The sequence below is a fragment of the Streptomyces sp. NPDC086023 genome (genome assembly GCF_044540325.1).
Lineage (GTDB): Bacteria > Actinomycetota > Actinomycetes > Streptomycetales > Streptomycetaceae > Streptomyces.
In genome coordinates this window covers 693,027-712,920 of the sequence record NZ_JBITRX010000002.1, presented here as the reverse complement: position 1 = coordinate 712,920, position 19,894 = coordinate 693,027, and the positions used below count along the sequence as shown (strand labels likewise).

19 protein-coding genes are annotated in these 19,894 nt (G+C 73.0%); 10 read left to right on the top strand and 9 right to left on the bottom strand.

Annotated elements, in window-relative coordinates:
• Positions 1-27: 27 nt before the first annotated feature.
• The 3 genes from ACIF6F_RS06550 to ACIF6F_RS06540 all read right to left on the bottom strand — a co-directional run bounded on the left by ACIF6F_RS06550 (position 28) and on the right by ACIF6F_RS06540 (position 3,881).
• Positions 28-528, bottom strand: coding sequence for a flavodoxin domain-containing protein (locus tag ACIF6F_RS06550; RefSeq protein ID WP_399942043.1), 501 nt, complete (start codon positions 526-528; stop codon positions 28-30).
• Positions 529-570: 42 nt separating this feature from the next.
• Positions 571-3,012: a phosphoenolpyruvate synthase gene (gene ppsA / locus ACIF6F_RS06545; protein ID WP_399942041.1), complete on the bottom strand. Its 2,442-nt coding sequence runs from the start codon at positions 3,010-3,012 to the stop codon at positions 571-573.
• Positions 3,013-3,461: 449 nt separating this feature from the next.
• Positions 3,462-3,881 (bottom strand): CBS domain-containing protein, encoded by a 420-nt coding sequence (locus ACIF6F_RS06540; RefSeq protein ID WP_399942038.1) that lies wholly within the window; start codon positions 3,879-3,881, stop codon positions 3,462-3,464.
• Between the two features lie 182 nt (positions 3,882-4,063).
• Between ACIF6F_RS06540 and ACIF6F_RS06535 the strand changes: the two genes are divergently transcribed.
• The 6 genes from ACIF6F_RS06535 to ACIF6F_RS06510 all read left to right on the top strand — a co-directional run bounded on the left by ACIF6F_RS06535 (position 4,064) and on the right by ACIF6F_RS06510 (position 9,402).
• Positions 4,064-4,639 (top strand): hydrogenase maturation protease, encoded by a 576-nt coding sequence (locus tag ACIF6F_RS06535; protein WP_399942035.1) that lies wholly within the window; start codon positions 4,064-4,066, stop codon positions 4,637-4,639.
• A gap of 109 nt (positions 4,640-4,748) precedes the next feature.
• Complete coding sequence (locus ACIF6F_RS06530; RefSeq protein ID WP_399942032.1) at positions 4,749-5,918, top strand: 4Fe-4S dicluster domain-containing protein; 1,170 nt, start codon at positions 4,749-4,751, stop codon at positions 5,916-5,918.
• Positions 5,915-6,391: a cyclic nucleotide-binding domain-containing protein gene (locus ACIF6F_RS06525; protein ID WP_399942029.1), complete on the top strand. Its 477-nt coding sequence runs from the start codon at positions 5,915-5,917 to the stop codon at positions 6,389-6,391. The genes ACIF6F_RS06530 and ACIF6F_RS06525 overlap by 4 nt, the downstream gene beginning before the upstream one ends.
• Positions 6,388-7,194: an FAD/NAD(P)-binding protein gene (locus ACIF6F_RS06520; protein WP_399942026.1), complete on the top strand. Its 807-nt coding sequence runs from the start codon at positions 6,388-6,390 to the stop codon at positions 7,192-7,194. Before ACIF6F_RS06525 ends, ACIF6F_RS06520 begins: the two co-directional genes overlap by 4 nt.
• A gap of 1 nt (position 7,195) precedes the next feature.
• Complete coding sequence (locus ACIF6F_RS06515) at positions 7,196-8,011, top strand: oxidoreductase (protein WP_399942023.1); 816 nt, start codon at positions 7,196-7,198, stop codon at positions 8,009-8,011.
• Positions 8,008-9,402 carry a Ni/Fe hydrogenase subunit alpha gene (locus tag ACIF6F_RS06510; protein ID WP_399942020.1) on the top strand — a complete coding sequence of 465 codons (1,395 nt, stop codon included), beginning with the start codon at positions 8,008-8,010 and terminating at the stop codon, positions 9,400-9,402. The genes ACIF6F_RS06515 and ACIF6F_RS06510 overlap by 4 nt, the downstream gene beginning before the upstream one ends.
• Before the next feature lie 6 nt (positions 9,403-9,408).
• On the opposite strand, the gene ACIF6F_RS06505 is transcribed toward ACIF6F_RS06510, so the two are convergent.
• Positions 9,409-9,858 (bottom strand): universal stress protein, encoded by a 450-nt coding sequence (locus ACIF6F_RS06505; protein WP_399942017.1) that lies wholly within the window; start codon positions 9,856-9,858, stop codon positions 9,409-9,411.
• A gap of 110 nt (positions 9,859-9,968) precedes the next feature.
• A complete protein-coding gene (locus ACIF6F_RS06500; RefSeq protein ID WP_399942014.1) occupies positions 9,969-12,368 on the bottom strand; it encodes a glycoside hydrolase family 65 protein in 2,400 nt (799 codons plus the stop codon).
• A gap of 569 nt (positions 12,369-12,937) precedes the next feature.
• Between ACIF6F_RS06500 and ACIF6F_RS06495 the strand changes: the two genes are divergently transcribed.
• Positions 12,938-13,591, top strand: coding sequence for a CBS domain-containing protein (locus ACIF6F_RS06495; protein WP_399942214.1), 654 nt, complete (start codon positions 12,938-12,940; stop codon positions 13,589-13,591).
• A 21-nt stretch (positions 13,592-13,612) separates the two neighbouring features.
• On the opposite strand, the gene ACIF6F_RS06490 is transcribed toward ACIF6F_RS06495, so the two are convergent.
• Positions 13,613-14,467: a DMT family transporter gene (locus ACIF6F_RS06490; protein WP_399942013.1), complete on the bottom strand. Its 855-nt coding sequence runs from the start codon at positions 14,465-14,467 to the stop codon at positions 13,613-13,615.
• Positions 14,468-14,721: 254 nt separating this feature from the next.
• Between ACIF6F_RS06490 and ACIF6F_RS06485 the strand changes: the two genes are divergently transcribed.
• Entirely contained in the window at positions 14,722-15,582 is an 861-nt protein-coding gene (locus tag ACIF6F_RS06485) for a universal stress protein (protein ID WP_399942010.1), read from the top strand.
• A gap of 339 nt (positions 15,583-15,921) precedes the next feature.
• Here the strand turns inward: ACIF6F_RS06485 and ACIF6F_RS06480 are convergent, their stop codons facing one another.
• Positions 15,922-16,332: a four-helix bundle copper-binding protein gene (locus ACIF6F_RS06480; RefSeq protein WP_399942008.1), complete on the bottom strand. Its 411-nt coding sequence runs from the start codon at positions 16,330-16,332 to the stop codon at positions 15,922-15,924.
• 337 nt (positions 16,333-16,669) lie between these two features.
• Entirely contained in the window at positions 16,670-17,278 is a 609-nt protein-coding gene (locus ACIF6F_RS06475) for a TetR/AcrR family transcriptional regulator (protein WP_399942006.1), read from the bottom strand.
• 114 nt (positions 17,279-17,392) lie between these two features.
• On the opposite strand from ACIF6F_RS06475, the gene ACIF6F_RS06470 reads away from it, so the two are divergent.
• Complete coding sequence (locus ACIF6F_RS06470) at positions 17,393-18,250, top strand: class I SAM-dependent methyltransferase (RefSeq protein WP_399942004.1); 858 nt, start codon at positions 17,393-17,395, stop codon at positions 18,248-18,250.
• Between the two features lie 73 nt (positions 18,251-18,323).
• On the opposite strand, the gene ACIF6F_RS06465 is transcribed toward ACIF6F_RS06470, so the two are convergent.
• A complete protein-coding gene (locus tag ACIF6F_RS06465; protein ID WP_399942001.1) occupies positions 18,324-19,289 on the bottom strand; it encodes a pirin family protein in 966 nt (321 codons plus the stop codon).
• 138 nt (positions 19,290-19,427) lie between these two features.
• Between ACIF6F_RS06465 and ACIF6F_RS06460 the strand changes: the two genes are divergently transcribed.
• Entirely contained in the window at positions 19,428-19,784 is a 357-nt protein-coding gene (locus ACIF6F_RS06460) for a tetratricopeptide repeat protein (protein ID WP_399941999.1), read from the top strand.
• Positions 19,785-19,894: the final 110 nt, after the last annotated feature.

The window sequence follows — 19,894 nt, the reverse complement described above, 5'->3', positions numbered from 1 at the left end:
GCCTCCGCGCCCACCCGGCCGCCCGGTTCAGGCGGCGGCGAGCTCGGCACTGATGTGGTGGGCCCAGGTCCGAATGCGGTCGGGGTCCCGGAAGTCACCGCCCTTGCCCTGCCGGAGCATCGACCGCGCGAGGAGTCCGGGGGTGCGTGCCGTGAGACTGCCGCCGAACGTCTTGTGCTCCCGCGCGCCGATGAGCTGCATCTGCCGGGCGACGCCGGGAACGGGAGGGATGTCGCGCTCCTCGGCAGAGCGGTCGAGGGGGCCGCTGCTGAACAGCCAGACCGGGCGGTGCCGGAGCGAGTCGGCATTGCGTTCGGCGCAGCGCTGGGCGTTGCCGCTCCAATCGCCCGCGTAGATGGCACCGCCCAGGACCACGGCGTCGTAGGTGCGGACGTCGTCCACGTCGCCGGCGGGCAGGACGACGGCGTCGAGGCCGTCCTCGCGGAGGGTCTCGCCGATCTGCTCGGCGATGCCTGCCGTCGCCCCGTGCTCGGTGCCGTAGGCGACCAGGACTCGCTTGCCGGTCATGGCCGGGCCTCCTTCTCTCCTCCGGGCGGGCTGATGCCACTGTCACGCGGCCGGCGGCGCATCCGCATGGGTCGGACGGTTCCCGGCGGGGACCACTCGGCCCTCCCCCTGCCCGTGGTCCTCGGCCGCTGCCACGTGCTGCTTGACGGCGGCGAAGCTGTCCGGGACCACGGAGATCGAGTCGATCCCGACTCGGACGAGGAAGGCCGCGAAGGCGGGATCATCACTGGGCCGCTGCCCGCACAGGCCCACGGGCCGCCGCGCGGCATGGGCTCGCGGGACGAGGATGCGGATCAGTCCGGTGACCGCCGGATCGTTCTCGTCGAAGACGCTGGCGAGGGCCTCGGAGTCGCGGTCGACGCCGAGGGTGAGCTGGGTGAGGTCGTTGCTGCCGATGGAGAAGCCGTCGAACCGTTCGGCGAAGTCCCCGGCCAGCAGGACGTTGGCGGGGATCTCGGCCATCACGTAGACCTTGAGCCCGTTCTCGCCGCGGCGCAGGCCCTCACCCGCCATGACGTCGAGGACCTTGTCGGCCTCCGACAGGGTGCGGCAGAACGGGATCATGACGATCACGTTGGTCAGGCCCATCTCGTCCCGCACCCGGCGCAGGGCCCGGCATTCGAGGGCGAAGCCCTCCCGGTAGCCGTCGCTGTAGTAGCGGCTGGCACCACGCCACCCGATCATCGGGTTGGCCTCGGCCGGCTCGAAGGGCCGGCCGCCGAGGAGCTTGGCGTACTCGTTGGTCTTGAAGTCACTGGTGCGGACGATGACCGGGTCCGGCCACCGGGAGGCCGCGATCCGCGCGATGCCGGACGCGAGGTGGTCCGTGAAGTAGCGGGTGCGGTCGAGGTGGCCCTCGGTGAGCTGGTCGACGGCGCGGCGGTCGGCCGCGTCCAGTCGCTCGGGGTGCACCAGGGCCATGGGATGGACCTTGACCTGGTGGGCGACGATGAACTCCAGGCGGGCCAGACCGACCCCGTCGGCCGGCAGCCGCCACCAGCGGAAGGCCGCGGAGGGGTCGGCGAGGTTGAGCATCACCCGGGTGCGGGTGGCGGGCAGCGCGGCGAGGTCCGTCTCGGTCTCCTCGTACGGGAGCAGCCCCGCGTAGACCTTGCCACGGCTGCCTTCGGTGCACGAGACGGTGACGGGTGCGCCGTCGCGGAGGACATCGGTGGCGTTGCCGGTGCCGACGACGGCGGGGACACCGAGTTCCCGGCTCACGATCGCCGCGTGGGAGGTGCGGCCTCCGTGGTCGGTGACGATGGCGGCCGCCCGCTTCATGATCGGTTCCCAGTCGGGGTCGGTGATCGAGGTGACGAGCACGGCACCGGCGGGGAACCGATCCAGGTCCACGGGGGTGTCCAGGCGCCGCACCGGGCCGGCGCCGATGGCCTCGCCGACCGCAGTCCCCTCCGCGAGCACCGTGCCCGGAGGACCGGTGAGGCGGCAGCGGCGCAGGGTGGTGGAGCGGCGGCGGGACTGCACGGTCTCGGGGCGGGCCTGGACGATCGCCAGATCGCCGGTGACTCCGTCCTTGGCCCACTCCAGGTCCATCGGGCAGCCGTAGTGCTCCTCGACGGCGACGGCCCATTCGGCGAGCCGGCGCACCTCGTCGTCCGTCAGGACGCGACGGGCCCGCTCTTCGGCGGCGGTGTCGACGGTGTCGGTCAGCCCCTGTTCCGCGTTGACGGCCTTACGGCGCTTTGCTCCGATCCGCACGTCGATGACGGGGTTCAGGACGGGGTCCTTCAGCGACGGCTTGAAGACCGTGTACTCGTCCGGGTCGGTCTGCCCGCTGACGACGGTCTCGCCGAGACCCCAGGCCGCGCTGACCACCACGACCTCGGGGAATCCGCTCTCGGGGTCGAGGGTGAAGATCACCCCGGCTCCGGCGAGATCCGAGCGGACCATGGCCTGGACGCCGACGGACAGCGCGACCCTCAGATGGTCGAAGCCCATCCGCTCGCGGTAGTCGATCGCCCGGTCGGTGAAGAGTGAGGCGAAACAGCGGTGGACGGCCTGGAGCAGCTGCTCGGCACCCCGCACGTTCAGGTACGTCTCCTGCTGGCCGGCGAAGCTGGCCTCCGGCAGGTCTTCGGCGGTGGCGCTGCTGCGGACGGCGACGTCCGGGTCGGGACGGCCCAGCTCGCGGCCGAGGCCCTCGTACGCCGAGACGATTTCGTCCCGCAGTCCCTCGGGAAGCGGCTCGGCCATGATCAGCGAACGGATGGCCTCGCCCGTGTCCGCGAGGAGGCCACCGGCGTGGAACCGGTCGAGCTGCTCCCGGATGCGGGTGCGCAGCCGGTGTCCGTCGAGCAGTTCCCCGTAGGCATCGGCGGTCGTGGCGAAGCCCGGCGGCACCGGCACGCCTGCCGAGGCCAGCTGCACGGTCAGCTCGCCCAGGGAGGAGTTCTTCCCACCCACGCGGCTGACGTCGCCGCGGCCGAGCCGGGTGAACGGTATGACGCGTCGCGTGCGTTCCATGGCATCCTCCGGAGCCCTCGCGGCCGCAGGCTCAGTACGGCAGGGGGCGCCCGGACGGCGTGCGCAGGTCCAGCGGGGCGGGCCTGTGGGGCTGCTTCGGCCGGCTGTGGATCCGTATGCGCTGCATCGTGGTCACCCTCTTGGGGAAACGGCGCCCCGGACGGCGTCCGGGTTTCCACGATCTCGCCGCGCCTCACTCCGCCCGCAGTGCCGAGAGGGCCAATTGCCCGGGACCGACCGGGCCCTTCCGGTGGGGGGCCGATGGTCCTACGGCCCGGGGGGCCGGCCCGACGCTGGTCGGGCGGTTCAGGCGGCGGTACGACGAGCAGCCGTACGACGGAGATGCGCTGAGGGCGGTCCCGGCGGCCATGGTGAACCCTCGCGCCACGGGCCGGCTCCGCGGCCGTGCGCGGCAGGCACGCCACCCGCCGGGGCGGAGTGCCTCCGGATCACCGGGAGGCGCAGACCGTCTCGACGAAGTGGCCCACCTGCTCGTCGGAAAGGTGCCGCGCGAGATCGGCTTCGCTGATCATTCCCACGAGCCGGTGGTCGGCGATGACGGGGACACGCCGGACGCGGTGGTCCTGCATCGTGGCCAGGACCTCGTCCGCTCCCGCTTCGGCGTCCACCGTCACCGGCTTGCCCTGGGCGAGCTGCCCAGCCGTCATGTGGCTCGGGTCCTTTCCCTTGGCCAGGCACTTGATCACGATGTCACGGTCGGTGATGATGCCGTGGAGCCGGTCGTCCGGACCGCAGATGGGGAGCGCTCCGACGTCGAGCTCGCTCATCCGGCGCGCCGCGTCCACGAGCGTTTCCGTCTCCTGCACGCAGGCGGCACCGGTGTGCATGATCTCCCGCGCTGTCTTCATGACTGCCTCCTCAGTTCCCCCGTCCAGTCTGGCTTCGGGTGCACCGGCCCGCGCGCCGGGCGCGGTGCTCCGGGTGCGGACCACCGCGACCGGCCCGACCATCGGTACGCGGTCGCGTCCGTCCCGGGTCGCGCAGGTCGGCGTCACCGCCGGGCCGTCCGCGGAGAGGGAGAAGGGGACCGATGGAAGCGTTCACCCCTGCGGCGGTCATCGGGGTCGGCAACGCGTTCCGCAGGGACGACGGTGTCGGACCGGTCGTGGCCGGCCTGATGAAGGACCGCGCCGCGCAGCGGCGGCCGCCCGCGGACACCGTTTTCGCGCAGTGCGACGGGGACCCCGGGCGTTTGATCGAGCTGTGGGAGAACACCGCCTTGGCGATCGTCGTCGACGCCTGTTTCCCCCCTTCGGCACAGCCGGGGCGGACCCACCGCTGGGATGCCGCCACGACCGGTGCGCTGCGCACGGCCGCCGCCGGGAGGCACAGCACGCACGGTCTCGGATTCCCCGATGCGCTGCGTCTCGGCGCCGTGCTCGGCCGCGCTCCCGGCCGCCTGATCGTGTACGCGGTCGAGGGTGCGGACCGGTCGACGGGGCCGGGCCTGACCCCGTCGGTGCTTCGCGCGGTCCCGCGGCTGGTCCGGCGGATCGAGGCGGACATCGAGCAGTACGGCGCCTCCTCCGACGGCGCCCACGCCCGGACGGCCCTGCGCGACGGGACTCGCCGGACCGGATTCGCGGCCTGCGAAGGGTCCGCCTGACACCCTGTCCGTGAGCACGGGGACACCGTCCGGCCACCCGCCGGCGGACCGCTGCTCCCCCCGCGCCCCGCCCCTCGCGGGCCGCGGGGCACGGAGGAGAGGGCAGACCATGAGCGACCCCGAGGAAATCGGACGGGGTGCCGGCGGCTGGGCCGAGGCGGTGCTCGACCGCGCCGGTCTGGACGCTCTCGTGCAGGTCCTCAGGAGCCGCGGCCGTACGGTGATCGGCCCGACCCTGCGTGACGCGGCGATCGTGCTCGACGAGGTGGACTCCGCCGCCGAGCTGCCGTACGGGTGGGGAGTGGAGCTGGAGGCGGGACGGTACCGGGTCCGCCGGCGCGAGGACGGGGCCGCGTTCGCGCACAGCGCGGGGCCCCAGTCGTGGAAGTCGTTCCTGCACCCCGAGCGGGTCCGCCAGTGGTCGGCGGACCGCGGGCCCGGCGGCGAGTTGACCGTGCGCGAGGAGCGGCCGGAGAGCGTCTCGTACGCGTTTCTCGGCGTGCGGCCCTGCGACCTGCGCGCCATCCGCATCCTGGACCGGGTTATGTCCGGCGGCCGGTACCGCGATCCCGCCTACCTGTCCCGACGGACGGGCGCCTTCCTGATCGCGGTCGAGTGCACCGAGCCCGGTGCCACCTGCTTCTGCGTGTCGATGGGCACGGGACCGGCCGTGGATGCCGGGTACGACCTCGCGCTCACCGAGGTGGTGGACGACGGCGGCCACCGCTTCCTGTGCCGGAGCGGGACCGAGGAGGGAACCGCGGTCCTCGCGGAACTCCCGAGCCACGCCGCCGACGACGGCACCCGGGCCGCCGCCGCCCGCGGGGTGCGCGAGGCCGCCGACCGCATGGGCCGGTCCATGCCGCTGGTGGACCTGCGCACGCTGATGCGGGACAGCCTGGAGGCCGACCGCTGGGACGACGTCACCGCCCGCTGCCTGAGCTGCGGCAACTGCACCATGGTCTGCCCCACCTGCTTCTGCACCACCACCGAGGACGTGACGGACCTCACCGGTGACCACGCCGAGCGGTGGCGCCGCTGGGACTCCTGCTACGACCTCGACTTCTCCCTGCTGCACGGCGGCCCGGTCCGGGCGACCCCGCGCAGCCGCTACCGCCAGTGGCTCACCCACAAGCTGGGCACCTGGCACGACCAGTTCGACAGCTCCGGCTGTGTCGGCTGCGGCCGCTGCATCGTCTGGTGCCCCACGGGCATCGACCTCACCGAGGAGGCCCACGCCCTGCACCAGGAGGCAGCGGGGAAGGAGGACACGCCATGACCGCGGATCCGGGCGGGCCGGGCGGCGAGGGACTGCTCGCCGCTCTGCCGGCAGAGGAGCGCGAGCGGCTGATGGCGTTGGCCCGCGACACCCTCATGCCGGCCGGCACGCGGGTCTTCGAAGAGGGGGAGGAGGCGGACCGCTTCTGGGTCCTTCGCTCGGGCACGGTCGCGCTCGACGTCCAGGTGCCCGGCCGGGGACGCGCCGTCGTCGAGACCGTCGGCGCGGGCGGCCTGCTCGGCTGGTCGTGGCTGTGCCCGCCCCGGCAGTGGCACCTCGGCGCCGAGACCCGGGAGCCCACCCGCGCCTGGATGTTCGACGCCGCCGCGGTACGCGACCTCTGCGCCGTACGGCCCACGCTCGGCCTGGCGCTGGTCACCCTCGTCGCCGAGACCATCGGAGAACGCCTCAGGGCCACGCGCACCCGGCTGCTCGACCTGTACGGGACGCCGGGGAACGGGCGCACGCCATGACGCCGGCACCGCTCCCCTACCGCGTGGCGGACCGACGGGAGGAGACCCACGACACGGTCACGCTCACGCTGGAGCCCGTCGGCGAGCCCCTGGCCCGCTTCGCGCCGGGCCGGTTCGCGATGGTGTACGCGTTCGGTGTCGGGGAGATCCCCGTGTCCGTGTCCCGGATCCCCGACGCCCGCCGGCTGGCCCACACGGTACGGGCCGTCGGTGCCGTCTCGCGTGCGCTGTACGACCTGAGGCCCGGCGCACAGGTCGCGGTCCGCGGGCCCTTCGGCACCGCATGGGACACGGCGGCCGCGCGCGGCGGCGATGTGCTCGTCGTCGCCGGCGGCATCGGCCTCGCCCCGTTGCGCCCTCTCATCCATGCCGTACAGGCCGAGCCGGGCGCGTACGGCCGGATCAACGTCCTCGCCGGTGCCAGGACCCCCCGCGACCTGCTGTACCCGGACGAGTTTCCCGGTTGGCGCCGGCCGTTCGCGGCCGTCACCGTCGACCGTCCCTCGGACGACTGGACCGGCAGGGTCGGAGTGGTCACCTCGCTGCTCGGCGAGGCCCGGTTCACTCCGGCGGACACGACCGCCTTCGTCTGCGGCCCCGAGGTCATGATCCGTGCGACCGCGCGCGCCCTGGTCCACCGCGGCGTTCCCCCGGCCCGCATCCAGGTCTCCCTCGAGCGCAACATGCGCTGCGCCACCGGCCACTGCGGCCACTGCCAGCTCGGGCCGCTGCTGCTGTGCCGCGACGGCCCGGTCGTCGGCTACGACCAGGCCGCTCCCCTGCTCGCCGTCCGGGAACTGTGAGATGAACGCGCCCCACGCACCGCACCAGCCCGCCCGTCCCCGACTGGGCGTCTTCAAGTTCGCCTCGTGCGACGGCTGTCAGCTGACCCTGCTCGACTGCGAGGACGAACTGCTCGGCATCGCCACCGAGCTGGAGATCGCCCATTTCGCGGAAGCGTCCAGCGAGCCCGCACCGGGCCCGTACGACCTCGTGCTGGTCGAAGGCTCGGTCAGCACCCCCGAGCACGTCGAGCGCATCCGGCGCATCCGCGCCGACTCCCGGCACCTCGTCACCATCGGCGCCTGCGCCACCGCCGGAGGCGTCCAGGCACTGCGCAACTACGCCGACGTCGAGGAATACCTCGCGACCGTGTACGCCCGCCCCGACTACATCGCGACCCTCGCCACCTCCACGCCCGTCTCCGCCCACGTCCGGGTCGACTTCGAACTGCGCGGCTGTCCCATCGACCGCGGCCAGCTGCTGGAGGTGATCACCGCGTTCCTGGCCGGGCGCAGGCCCGGCATTCCGAACCACAGCGTCTGCTTCGCGTGCAAGCGGCGCGGCAACGTCTGCGTCACCGTCGCCCACGGGACGCCGTGCCTCGGTCCCGTCACCCACGCCGGCTGCGGAGCCCTGTGCCCGACCTACGGGCGCGGCTGCTACGGCTGCTTCGGCCCGGCCGCGACCACCAACCTCCCCGCACTCCTCCCGCTCCTGCACCGTGACGGCATGGGTGAGGAGGAGGTCGACAGGTTCCTGCACACCTTCAACGTCACGGCCTTCACCGCCGTCGAAGGGCAGGGGCCCGGGGCGGCGGGAGCGGAGGCGACCGGATGAAGCAGCCCGCGCCCGGGTCCCGGGTACTGCGCATCCCCGCCCTCACCCGGGTCGAGGGCGAGACCGCGCTCCACCTGAGGATCCACGACGGCACCGTCGTCGAGTCACGCCTCGCGATCTACGAGCCGCCGCGGTTCTTCGAGGCCTTCCTGCGCGGCAGAGGCCACACGGAGCCCCCCGACCTCACCTCCCGCATCTGCGGGATCTGCCCCGTCGCCTACCAGATGAGCGCCTGCCGGGCCGTCGAGGACGCGTGCGGCGTCACCGTCGGCGGACAACTGGCCGCCCTCCGCCGCCTGCTGTACTGCGGTGAATGGATCGAGAGCCAGACCCTGCACATCCACCTGCTGCACGCTCCGGACTTCCTCGGCCACCACGACGTGATCGGACTCGCCCGCAGCCACCGGGAGCACGTCGAACGCGGACTGCGCCTGAAGCAGACCGGCAACGCGGTGGTCGAACTGCTGGGCGGCCGCGCGATCCACCCCGTCAACGTCCGCCTCGGCGGCTTCCACCGCACCCCCACCCGCGCGGAACTGCGCCCGCTTGGAGAGCGGTTGCGCGGCGCCCTCGACGACGCCTGGGACACGGTGCGCTGGGTGGCGGGGTTCGACTTCCCCGACGCCGAGTGCGACGCCGACCTGTTCGCCCTGGCCGAGACCGGCACCTACGCCATCGAGTCCGGCGTCCCCACCGTACTCCCGTACGACGAGCCCTCCGCGCCCCGCACGTTCCCCCTGCGGGACTTCTGCGGCCACGTCGCCGAGGCGCAGGTCCGCCACTCCACGGCCCTGCACTCGCGGCTGGACGGCCGCAGGCACCTCACCGGCTCACTCGCGCGCTGGGCCATCAGCGGGCACCTCCTCTCGCCCACGGCCCTCGACGCCGCCCGGCAGGCCGGACTGGGCGACCCCCCGGCGCCCCCCGGCGCGACGGGCGCCCGACGCGGCACCGCGTGCCGCAACCCGTACCGCAGCATCCTCGTCCGTGCGGTGGAGGTCCTGTACGCCGTGGAGGAAGCGCTGCGCCTCGTCGACGCGTACGAGCCGCCGCCCCGCCCGTACGTGGAGGTGCCCGGCCGGGCCGGCACCGGGCACGGGGCCACGGAGGCGCCCCGGGGCCTGCTGTACCACCGCTACGCGATCGACGACGGCGGCCGCATCACCGACGCGCGCCTCGTTCCGCCGACGGCGCAGAACCAGGGCGCCATCGAGGAGGACCTGCGCCGGACCGTGCAGGCCGGGATCGACCGCGGAGAGGATTCCGAGGCCGAGCTCACCCGGCTGTGCGAGCGGGCCGTCCGCAACCACGACCCCTGCATCTCGTGCTCGGCGCACTTCCTGGACCTCGACATCGAACGGACGTCGGACGGCGGCGGCCGCACCGCATGACGTCGGCTACCGGTCGGCCGCGTCCGGGCGGACGATGGTCACCGGGCACGAGGCGTGGAGCGCCACCTGCTGGCTCACCGAGCCGAGGAGCGCCCGGCGGAAGCCGCCGCGTCCGCGGCTGCCCACCACCAGCATGTCGGCCCCCTTGGCCGCGTCCACCAGCACCTCGACCGGGTGGCCGTGCACCAGGCGCTCGTGCACCAGGGACGCCCCCTGGTCACCGAGTACGGTGCGGACCTCCTCGACCAGCAGTCGCTCGGCCTCCTCCTCGTCGAAGGTCGCGTCCACCGCCGGGGCCGACCACGACGCCTCGCCGGGGACTTCCCAGGCCGTCACCGCCTCCACCTTGCCGCCGACCAGGCCGGCGTACCGCACCGCCCAGCCCAGTGCGGCCTGGGACGAGGGCGATCCGTCGACGCCCACCACGATGCGCGGAGTCTCCTGCTGCGTGTCCATGCCCTTCATCCCTTCCGAGATCTACCTTCAGCGTGTGCGAGGCGGAGGGTGACCGCCACGCGAGGCACCCGGCGGTGCGGTGTTTCCACAGGCGGTGCTGCACCTGCCTCTCAGTCCGTCGGCAGGCGGAACCAGCGCTCCTGACCTGGGGCGACCCGCTCCGTCCGGCCGCCGGGCAGTACCAGCGGCACCGGGCCGAGGAGCGACGGAGGCACGCGGACGCCGAGCCGGCCGGGGCGGAACCGGATGCGGATGTCCCGGTGCCCGAGATAGCAGACGGAGAACGCGGATCCCGGTATCTCCGAGAGCGGCACCGGGTCGATGCGCAGCCCGTCGGGGCCGGGATCGAGCCCGACGATTCCGCGTTCGACGAGGTCGAGGGTGCCGGCCATGGCGCCGAGGTGGATCCCTTCGCCGGTGGTACCGCCCTGGACGTCGGTGATGTCGCCGAGCAGCGCTTCGCGGCAGTACCGCCAGGCGTCCCCGCCCTGCTGCCGGGCGAGGACCCAGCCGTGGACGAGGCTGCTGAGCGTGGAGCCGTGGCAGGTCCGCCGCAGGTAGTACGCGACGGTCCTCGCCCAGAGGCCGTCGTCGAAGGCGTAGCCGAGGCGGCGGAACAGGCCGGCAAGTTCCGCCGGCCTGAAGAGGAAGCCGAGCATGAGGGTGTCGGCCTGCTTGGACGCCTGGTAGCGGTTGGGGGTGTCGCCTTCGGCCTCCAGGATGCGGTCCAGGCGGCGGATGTCCTGGTAGCGGGATCGGTACGCGTCCCAGTCCAGCTCGGCGAGGTCGCCGTAGCCGTGGAACTGGCTGATCACACCGCTGTGGAAGGGCACGTACATGCGGCGCGAGACGTCCTCCCACAGGCCGAGGTCCTCCGCCGCGAGGCCGAGCTGCGCGAGCAGTTCGGCGCGCCGGGACACGGGGAGTTCCGCGTACAGGTCCAGTGCGCGGGCGACGGCCCAGGCCGCGGTGACGTTGGTGTACGCGTTGTCGTCGATGCCGGGCGTGACGGCGTCCGGGTAGGCGTCGTGGTACTCGTCCGGACCGACGACGCCGCGGACGCGGTAGCGGCCGAGGCCGATGTCCCAGGCGGCGGCTCCCGCCCAGAAGTGGGCGATGTGCAGCAGGAGTTCGGCGCCGGCCCCGTGCATGAAGCCGGTGTCGCCGGTGGCGAGGCCGTACTGCCACACGTTCCAGGCGATGGCCGACCCGACGTGGCGCTGGAGGTGGGAGTGGTCGGGCAGCCAGCGGCCGGAGCGGGGGTTGAGGTGCAGCCTCTGCGTCTCCTCGGCCCCGGAACCGCCGCTCTGCCAGGGGAACATCGCCCCTTTCGCCCCCGACCGCCGGGCCGCCTCCCGGGCCGCGGGCAGCCGCCGGTGCCGGTACGCCAGCAGGGCCCGCGCGGTGTCGGGGAAGTGCAGGGCGAGGTAGGGCAGGACGAACAGCTCGTCCCAGAAGACGTGGCCCCGGTACGCCTCCCCGTGCAGGCCCCGGGCGGGGACACCGGCGTCGAGCTCGGCCGTGTGCGGCGAGAGGGTCTGCAGGATGTGGAAGGCGTGCAGGCGCAGGATCCTTCCGGGTTCCCCCGACGTCCGCACCTCTCCTTCGCTCCAGATCCGGCCCCAGGACGCCCGGTGCGACGCCAACAGCGTCGGGAAGTCCGGGGCCTGGCCGACGTACTCGATGCTGCGTCGGACGGGATCGGTCACGGGGCGGTCGAGGGAGCTGAACAGCGCGGCGGTCTTCACGACGACGGCCGGCCGCCCCCGCCGGACCGGCAGCACGGACCCCTGGGTGGCCGTGTCGGCCGTGCAGGTCGTGCGCACCGTCGTCAACGGCCGTGCGCGCGTACGGACGGCGAGACCGATCCGCACCCGGGAAGCCGATGTGGTGCAGGACAGCCAGGCGGTGCCTTCCGCTTCGACTCCGGCTCGGTGCTCCACGAGATGCCGTCCGGCCAGGGCGTGGTAGCGCTCCACCCCGGTGTTGGTGACGTCGCCGTCGAGTACGGACACGACCTCGATCCGGCCGCTCCATCCGTACGCGTGGAAGACGGTGTGCTGCGCGGCGAGGTGCGGATCGCCCATGTGGACGATGCGGGTGTGGGTGACGCCGAGGCGGCGGCCCTGGGCGTCGTGGAAGAGCAACCGGCGGGTGAGTGTGCCGGCGCGGAGATCCAGGGAGACGTTGCAGTGCCGGAGTGACGGGTGGTCCGGGGTGAGCCAGTCGCCGGGCGGCGCGCCGTCGGGCAGGCAGCGGTAGCGCAGGGCGGTCCAGTCCGGCAGCCGGACCATGTCCTCGTTGGAGACCGCGCGTCCGGCGACGGCGGAGGTGAGGCGGTTGTAGCAGCCGGCCAGGTAGGTGGCGGGGTAGTGGACGGCGTCGGCCGCGCTCTCCGGGGCCGATCCGCGAGTGGCGAAACGGCCGTTGCCGAGGGTGCACAGGGACTCGACCAGGCGCTCGGTCTTGGGGTCGTAGCCCTGGTACTCCCAGCACCAGGCCGTCTTCACTGCGGCCCGCGGCCTGCGAGGCGGACGAGTACCTTCACGACGTGGTCCTCTCTGCTGTGCGGCGGTGACGATGCCAGGCTGTCCCTCCGTCCCACTGCCGCGCCTGGGCCGGTCGGACCCGTACCGGGGCCGTTCGGGACCCTCCCCCGGATGGAGTCCGATGCGAGGCTGGAGATCGGCTTCCGTCCCGAGAGGAGGGCTGTCGCCATGTCCCGGTCGCGCCCGTGTCCCGGTGGACTGCGGCCTCTTCCAGGGTGTCGCCGACCTGCGCCGCCGCAACCGGGCGACCGGCGAGGCCGTCCTCGCCCGAGGAAGAGGGCCGGACGGTCCCCGCGGTGTGCACCGCGCGGCCCTTCCGTAAGCCGTGACCGCCGGAGCAGGGTGGAGGCACGGGTTGGAGGCACACCATGGGCACCGTGCACGGCATCCTCGCCGGGATGGCACCGGAAACCGGCGAGACCCTGCTCGCCCACTCCCGCCGGGTCGCGTTCCCGGCCGGCACCCGCCTCTTCACTTCGCCCCTTACGGCGGCGGGACACCGCTCGCCCACGCACGCTGAGGACCCGGCCATGACCTCCACCCCGTACACCGTCGCCGACGTGATGACCGCCAAGGTCGTCGCCGTCACCCCCGAGACCGGCTTCAAGGACATCGCCGCCGCGATGAAGCGGTGGAAGGTGACCGCCTTGCCCGTCGTCGAGGGCGAGGGGCGTGTCGTGGGCGTGGTCTCCGAGGCCGACCTCCTGCCCAAGGAGGAGTTCCACGAGCACCGCCCCGGCCTGATCGAGCAGATGCGCCGCCTCGGCGACACCGCCAAGGCCGGCTCCACCCGCGCCGAGGACCTCATGACCAGCCCCGCCGTCACCATCCGCCCCGACGCCACACTCCCCCAGGCCGCCCGGCTCATGGCCGACCGGCGCATCAAGCGCCTCCCGGTCGTCGATGCGGAGGGCACACTCCGCGGCATCGTCAGCCGTGCCGACCTCCTGAAGGTCTTCCTCCGCACCGACGAGGACCTGACCGCCGAGATCCGCCGGAGCGTCGTCGAGCGCCTGTTCCCGCTCTCACACCAATCGGTCAAGGTCATCGTGTCCCACGGCATCGCCACCCTGACCGGCCAGGTCAGAGACGAGCACCTGATCCCCCTGGCCGAACGCCTCACCCGCTCCGTCGAGGGAGTCGTCGACGTCCGCTGCCACCTGCGGGCAGCCGCCTCGGCATGACCGGCCGGGGCTCCGAACCGTTCAGGCCCGGGCCAACGGAGATCTGTCCAGGATGACGATGCCGGTCACAGCCGTTGCGGCCCCCAGTGCCTGCACCGCGAGTGCCCAGGTGGACGTGGCAAGCTGCTCGCCGAAGACGGCGACCCCGATCAGCACGGCACCCACGGGTTCGAGGCAGTCGATGAGCGGCAGGCTGATGGCCAGGGAGCCTGCCTGGTAGGCACTCTGCGACAGGATCAGGCCGATCACGCCGACAAGGACCACCGTGTACGGCTCCCAGTGGCCGACCGCTTCGAACCCTTCGGTCCTGAACCGTCCGGCCGCGCTCTTGGTCACGCTGTCCAGCAGGGCGAACGTCAGGGCGGCGGCGATCGCGAAGAGGGCGGTTCGTGTCGTCGCCCGGCTTCTCCGGCCGATCTCGGCCAGAAGCACCACCGCGCTCCCGACGGCCAGGAGCACGGGCAGCCACTGTCGTGCCGCCGGAATTGCGGTGCCTTCCGGGGACGGCGGCAGCACCGCCAGGAACATCGCGACCCCACCGGCCGTGCAGACGATCCCGGCCAGGTCCTGCCGGGACAGCGGCAGCCCGTGGCGCCAGGCGAGGAGCGGCAGCGCGAAGACGAGGTCCGTGGCGGCCAGCGGCTGTACCAGCACCAGCGGGCCGAAGGTCAGGGCCAGGCCCTGCAGCGCGTAGGAGAACACCACCAGGACCATTCCCACCAGCCACACCGGCTGACGGGCCAGGTCGAGGACCAGGCGAAGACGCAGCGACTCCTGCGCGGGCGCCTGCCTGGCCGCCTGCTGCTGGACCACCGACGCGACCCCGAAGCTCAGGGCGGACAGCAGGGCGGCCACCACCGCCACGGCGGTATGCATGGGCCGACTATCACCGCCCGGCGCGGGCAGCGCGGTGTGCGACACGCGCACGGCCCGACCTCCGCGTCACCGCCCTGCGGCTGCCGGCACACCACGGCACGCTCCGGCACACCCCGGGCGCTGCGCGGCAGCCAGGGGATGGGGCCGTTCGGTCCCGGTCCGGCCCTCTCGGCCCCTGTGAGCCGGGGCCGGCGCCGCAGCAAGCTGGAGGTGATCACCCTGCCACCCGCGCGGGCACCGGAAGGAGGCATGCCATGACGGCGCAGGTCACCGTGGGCGTGGACGGCACACCCGAGAGTCTCGCAGCGGTGGTGTGGGCAGCGCACGAGGCGACGCTCCGCGATGTGCCGCTGCACCTGCTGTACGTGGCGGAGCGGGCGGAGACTCCCCCGGCCCACCGGCCTTCCCCGAAGCCCGACAGCCGACCCGAAACACTGCTGCACGGCGCCGCCGAGCAGGCGCTCCGGGACCACGCGGCACTGGAGGTGAGCACACGGTGCGTCCCGGGTTCCGCCGCGGCGGTCCTGGGCCGGGAGGCGGACGACGCGGAACTGACCGTACTGGGCTCTCGGGGCCTCCGCGGAATCGGCGGGTTCCTCATGGGCTCGGTCTCGCTCGCCGTCGTCGGCACCGCCCGGCATCCGGTCGTCCTGGTGAGACCGCCCACAGCTGACGCCGGCCACGCCGCGCAGGCCCGGATCGTCGCCGGCATCGACCTCGCCGACCCCGGCGACCCGCTCCTCGGCTTCGCCTTCACCGAGGCCGCGCGCAGGAACTGTCCGCTCCACGTCCTGCACTGCTGGAGCCTACCTGCCGTCTACGTGTACGCCGGCGTGATGGACCCGCACATCGGCGACGAGCTCGGACACCACGCGGCGCAGACACTGACGGAACTGCTCCGGCCATGGCAGAAGACCTACGCAGGGGTCCACGTCACCCACGAGGCGGTCACCGGTCCTCCCGGTGCCCGGCTCGTGGACGCGGCGCAGGGAGCGTCACTGCTGGTCGTCGGCCGACGCGGCCGCAAGGTGCCGGTCGGCCCGCACATCGGTCACGTCGCACACGCGGCCATCCACCACAGCCACGCCCCGGTCGCGTTGGTGCCGCTGAACTGACCGGCGGCAGGCGTCCGATCCGCCGGCACCACACCGCTCTTCGCCCCCGTGCCGGTGGAGCGACATCGCCGGTCAAGTTCCTTACGGTGGCCCGCCTGTGCTCCGCTTCAGCGCTCGCGGGCCCGCCGCCACCCTGGCAGGGGTCGAGCCGGGACCACGTCACCACGGACGTCTCCCACCCATGGCCCCACCCATGGCCCCGCCCGTGGGCCGGGACCACCATCCGGTCTGGCAGAACTGCGAAGGCGACGTCTACGACAGCTCGGGCGCTGGTCCTCGAACCCGGCCCCGGGCCCCGGGCCGGGGCAGCGGTTCTCGCGCATTCCGTCGACGAGGCGGTCAGCCGAGGGACGCCATCAGGTCGTTGCATGCCTGTTCGCACGAACGGCACGCCTCGGCGCAGAGTCGGCAGTGTTCATGCATGTCGGCGTGAGTGGCGCATTCGTCCGCGCACGCCTTGCAGGCGACGGCGCAGGCGGTGAGGAGGGCGCGGGTGATGTTGGCGTCGTATCCGGTGTGGCGGGAGAGGACCGCGGCGGTCGCGGTACAGATGTCGGCGCAGTCCATGTCGGTGCGGATGCACTTGGTGAGGTCACCCACCATCCCCTCGGAGAGACAGGCGTCGGCGCAGGCCGTGCAGGCCTGGGCGCAGGCGAGACACTCCTCTATGCAGCGGGCGAGCCTGTCCTGGTCGATGTTCCCGAGGTCGGCAGGGTAGCTCTGCAGCATGTCTTTGACGGGCGCGTTCATGACGACGGCCCTCGCTCTCCCGCCGCCGACCGGAGGTGAGGTTCGCCTTCTGCGAAGCCGTACGGCGTCCTTGAGGCCAGGATCACCCCCCGCCCCTGGCGGCGCACCGCGGCACCGCGACCTGAGCCGCGGCTCGGCTCCCGAGGAGGGCCAGCCGAACAGGGCACCCGCGGGGCACGACAGCCCGACCCCGTGGTCTTGCCCCTTCCCATGCCTGCCTGGACGAACGCGGAAGACCAGGAAGCGGCACCGCCGACCACGGCCCGCACCACTCCTGCCACCCCGTCGGCTGGGCAGTCCCACGACACGGGCACGCGCACGGGCACCGACTCCGACGTCACCCCGTCGGCGGCTGCCCGGCACCACCCAGCAGCACGGCCAGCAGCCGCCCGATGACGGTTTCCGGCTCCTCGCCGCGGCCGGGAACGCGTGTCATCAGCAGGTGATGCACCGTGCCGACCAGCGCCAGCGCGATGGTGGCGGTGTCGGCGTCCGCTGCGATCCGGCCGGCACGCTGCTCCGCCTTCAGGTAGGCGGCGAAGGCATGCTGAATCGCGTCGAAAGCAGGCGCTCCGGCCTGGAAGCCCTGCCGGGTCCGGAGCGCAGCCGCCGGCCGCGTGAGCGCCAGACCCACCACCGCGGGAGGCAGAGCACCGAGCAGGGCGAGGACGACGCTCTGGAGATTCTCCGCGACGGTGGCCCGCCCCACCTTCTCGCCCAGCGCCTCGGCCTGGCGGGCGCTGTGCGCGAACCGGTCCAGGACCAGTTCGGCGACGAACTCGTCCAGACCGGCGAAGTGGGCGTGCAGGACACCCTTGCCGCAGTCGGCCTCAGCAGTGACGGCCCGGCTCGTGAGGCCCGCCGCACCGTCACGGGCCACCACACGCTCCGCCGCCGCGAACAACCGCTCGCGCAGGTCCGGAATCGCCACTCCACGAGGTGACACAACAACCCCTCCCCTCAAGCCCGTTGCAGGTACGGGCGATCGCCCATACTGTTTGGGCACTTGCCCATACTAGGGCCGGGGCGCCGCGCTGTGCCCAGGCGGGACGGAGCAGCCATGAGTCGCATCGCCAACACCTCACAGGCCGAGGCGTGGAACGGCTACGAGGGCGAGCAGTGGGCCCGCAGCCAGGAGCGCTGGGACGCCGTCAACGACGGCTTCAACCAGCCGCTCCTGGACGCCGCGGCCATCACGGAAACCGATCGCGTGCTGGACATCGGCTGCGGGGCCGGGCGCAGCACCCTCCTCGCGGCCCGGCGCGCCGCCCGTGGCCGGGCACTCGGCCTGGACCTGTCCGGTCCGATGCTGGAGAGGGCCCGCGCCGGCGCCCAGCGCGAAGGGGTGGAGAACGTCTCCTTCGTTCAGGGCGACGCCCAGGTGCACCCTTTCGACACCGAGTGCTTCGACGCGGTCATCAGCCGGTACGGCATGACGTTCTTCGCCGACCCGGTCACGGCGTTCGCCAACCTCCACGGTGCGCTGCGGCCCGGCGGCCGACTGGCGTTCGTCTGCGCCGCCGAAGCCGAGGCCAACGAGTGGCTTGAGGCGCTGGCATCACTGGAGGGCATCCTGCCGCTCGGCGGCTTCGGCAAGCCCGGCGGACCCGGCATGTTCTCGCTCACCGACCCCGACCGCATCCGCGACCTGCTTGCCGCGGGCGGATTCACCGGGGTCGACGTGCAGCGGATCGAGGTGCCGGGAGACTGGGGCGCGGACGCGGCCGATGCCGCGGCGTTCCTGCTGGACTCCGGCCCGGGACGCCACCTGCTCAGCCAGATCACCCCACCGGAGCAGGTGGAGGCGCGCCAGGCGCTGACGCAAACCCTGCGCCGCCACGAGGCGGACGGGGCCGTGTGGCTGCGCAGCAGTTCCTGGCTGGTCACCGCCACAGGCAGCGGGACCGGACGCAGCTGACGGACGCCCGTACCGGCCGCGGAGGGCTGGGCGCGAACGTCTCACCCAGCCCTGATCCGCACAGAACAACAGGTCAACGCACTCTTCCCCTGGGCTTCAGGTGCGTCGGCGGAAGCTCGGGAGCAGGAATCGGAGCGCCGTCGTAGCCCTTGACCTCGCCGAAGCGGGTGCCGGTCATCCACGCCTCGCGGGCCTCGGCGATCTCCTCGTGGGAGCGTCCGATCCAGTTCCAGAACATGACGATCTCCTCCTCGAACGGCTCGCCGCCGAGCAGCATCACCGAGGCGTCCGACGCGGCGCGCAGGGGGAGTTCGGTGCGGCCGCAGCCGAGGTAGAGCATCGAGCCGGGGACCACGGGGACGCCGTCGACGTACGCCTCGCCGGACATGGCGAGGACCGCGTACTCGAAGTCCGGTTCCAGGGGGAGCCGGGTCTCGGTGCCGGAGACCAGGCTGAGGTCGGCGCCGAGCAGCGGGCTGTACGTGGTGCCGGGCGAGGTGGCGCCGTCGAGGGTGCCCAGGATGACCGTGGCGTCGACGCCGGGCGCGGTGACGTGCGGGAGTTCGGCGTGGTGCTGGAAGTGCGGCTCCACGTGGCGGTGCTCGTCGGGCAGGGCGACCCACAGCTGTGCGCCCTCCAGGAAGCGGGCGTGGGAGCGGGGGCTCTCCTCGGAGTGGCTGATCGCGCGGCCGGAGGTCATCAGGCCCAGTTCGCGGGGGCGTACGGTCTGCAGGCTGCCGACGCTGTCGCGGTGCAGCACCTCGCCCTGGTGGAGCCAGCTGACGGTCTGGAGGCCCATGTGTGGGTGCGGCGGGACCTGCATGCCGGGCTCGTCGGCGATGTCGTCGGGGCCGTAGTGGTCGACGAAACACCAGGCGCCCACCATCCGGCGCCCGAGGTTCGGGAGCAGTCTGCGCACCTCGGTGGATTCACCCAGCCTGACCTGGCGCGGGGTGAGGAGTTCGCGTACGGGTTCGGCGACGACGAAGCCGCGGCCGCCGCACACGGAGAGCGTTGCCTGGCGATCGAGATTGCTCATGTCCACAACCTAGTCCCGCGGGGGCGGGGCGCGGCCCCGTACCGCGCCGGATGCTCGCCCTACGTAGTGGAATGTTAAACCTTCTGTGGGTGTTGAGGCCATGGAGCACCCGAGAGACGAGAGAGGACGAGCGGCGAGATGACCGAGCGTGCGGAGCACTACTACGACCACGGCACGGCGGCCGAGCGCTGGGAGCGGGCCGGGCTGTTCTTCGACGCCAAGGAGTACGCCACGGCCGCGCGGGTGCTGGAGCCGCTGGCCGCGGAGGCGCCCGAGCAGCTCGCGCCGCGGCTGCTGCTGGCCCGCGCCTACTACCACTCGGCCCAGCTGCGGCGGGCCGAGGCGGAGCTGCGGGCCGTCCTGGAGCGCTGGCCGGTGGAGGACTACGCCCAGCTGATGCTGGGGCGGACGCTGGAGCGGCAGGGCCGCCGGGCCGAGGCGGCTCCGTACCTGCGGCTGGCGGCCGCGATGTCCGGCGACTTCGGCGAGGAGTGAGCCCGGGGGCGGGACGGCGTGGCGTGGCGCGCGCGGGCGGACGGCGTGCGGTGCGGGCCGGCAGGGAGGCGCTGGAGTGGGTGCGGCCCGGAGCGCGGCGGACTGCCGGC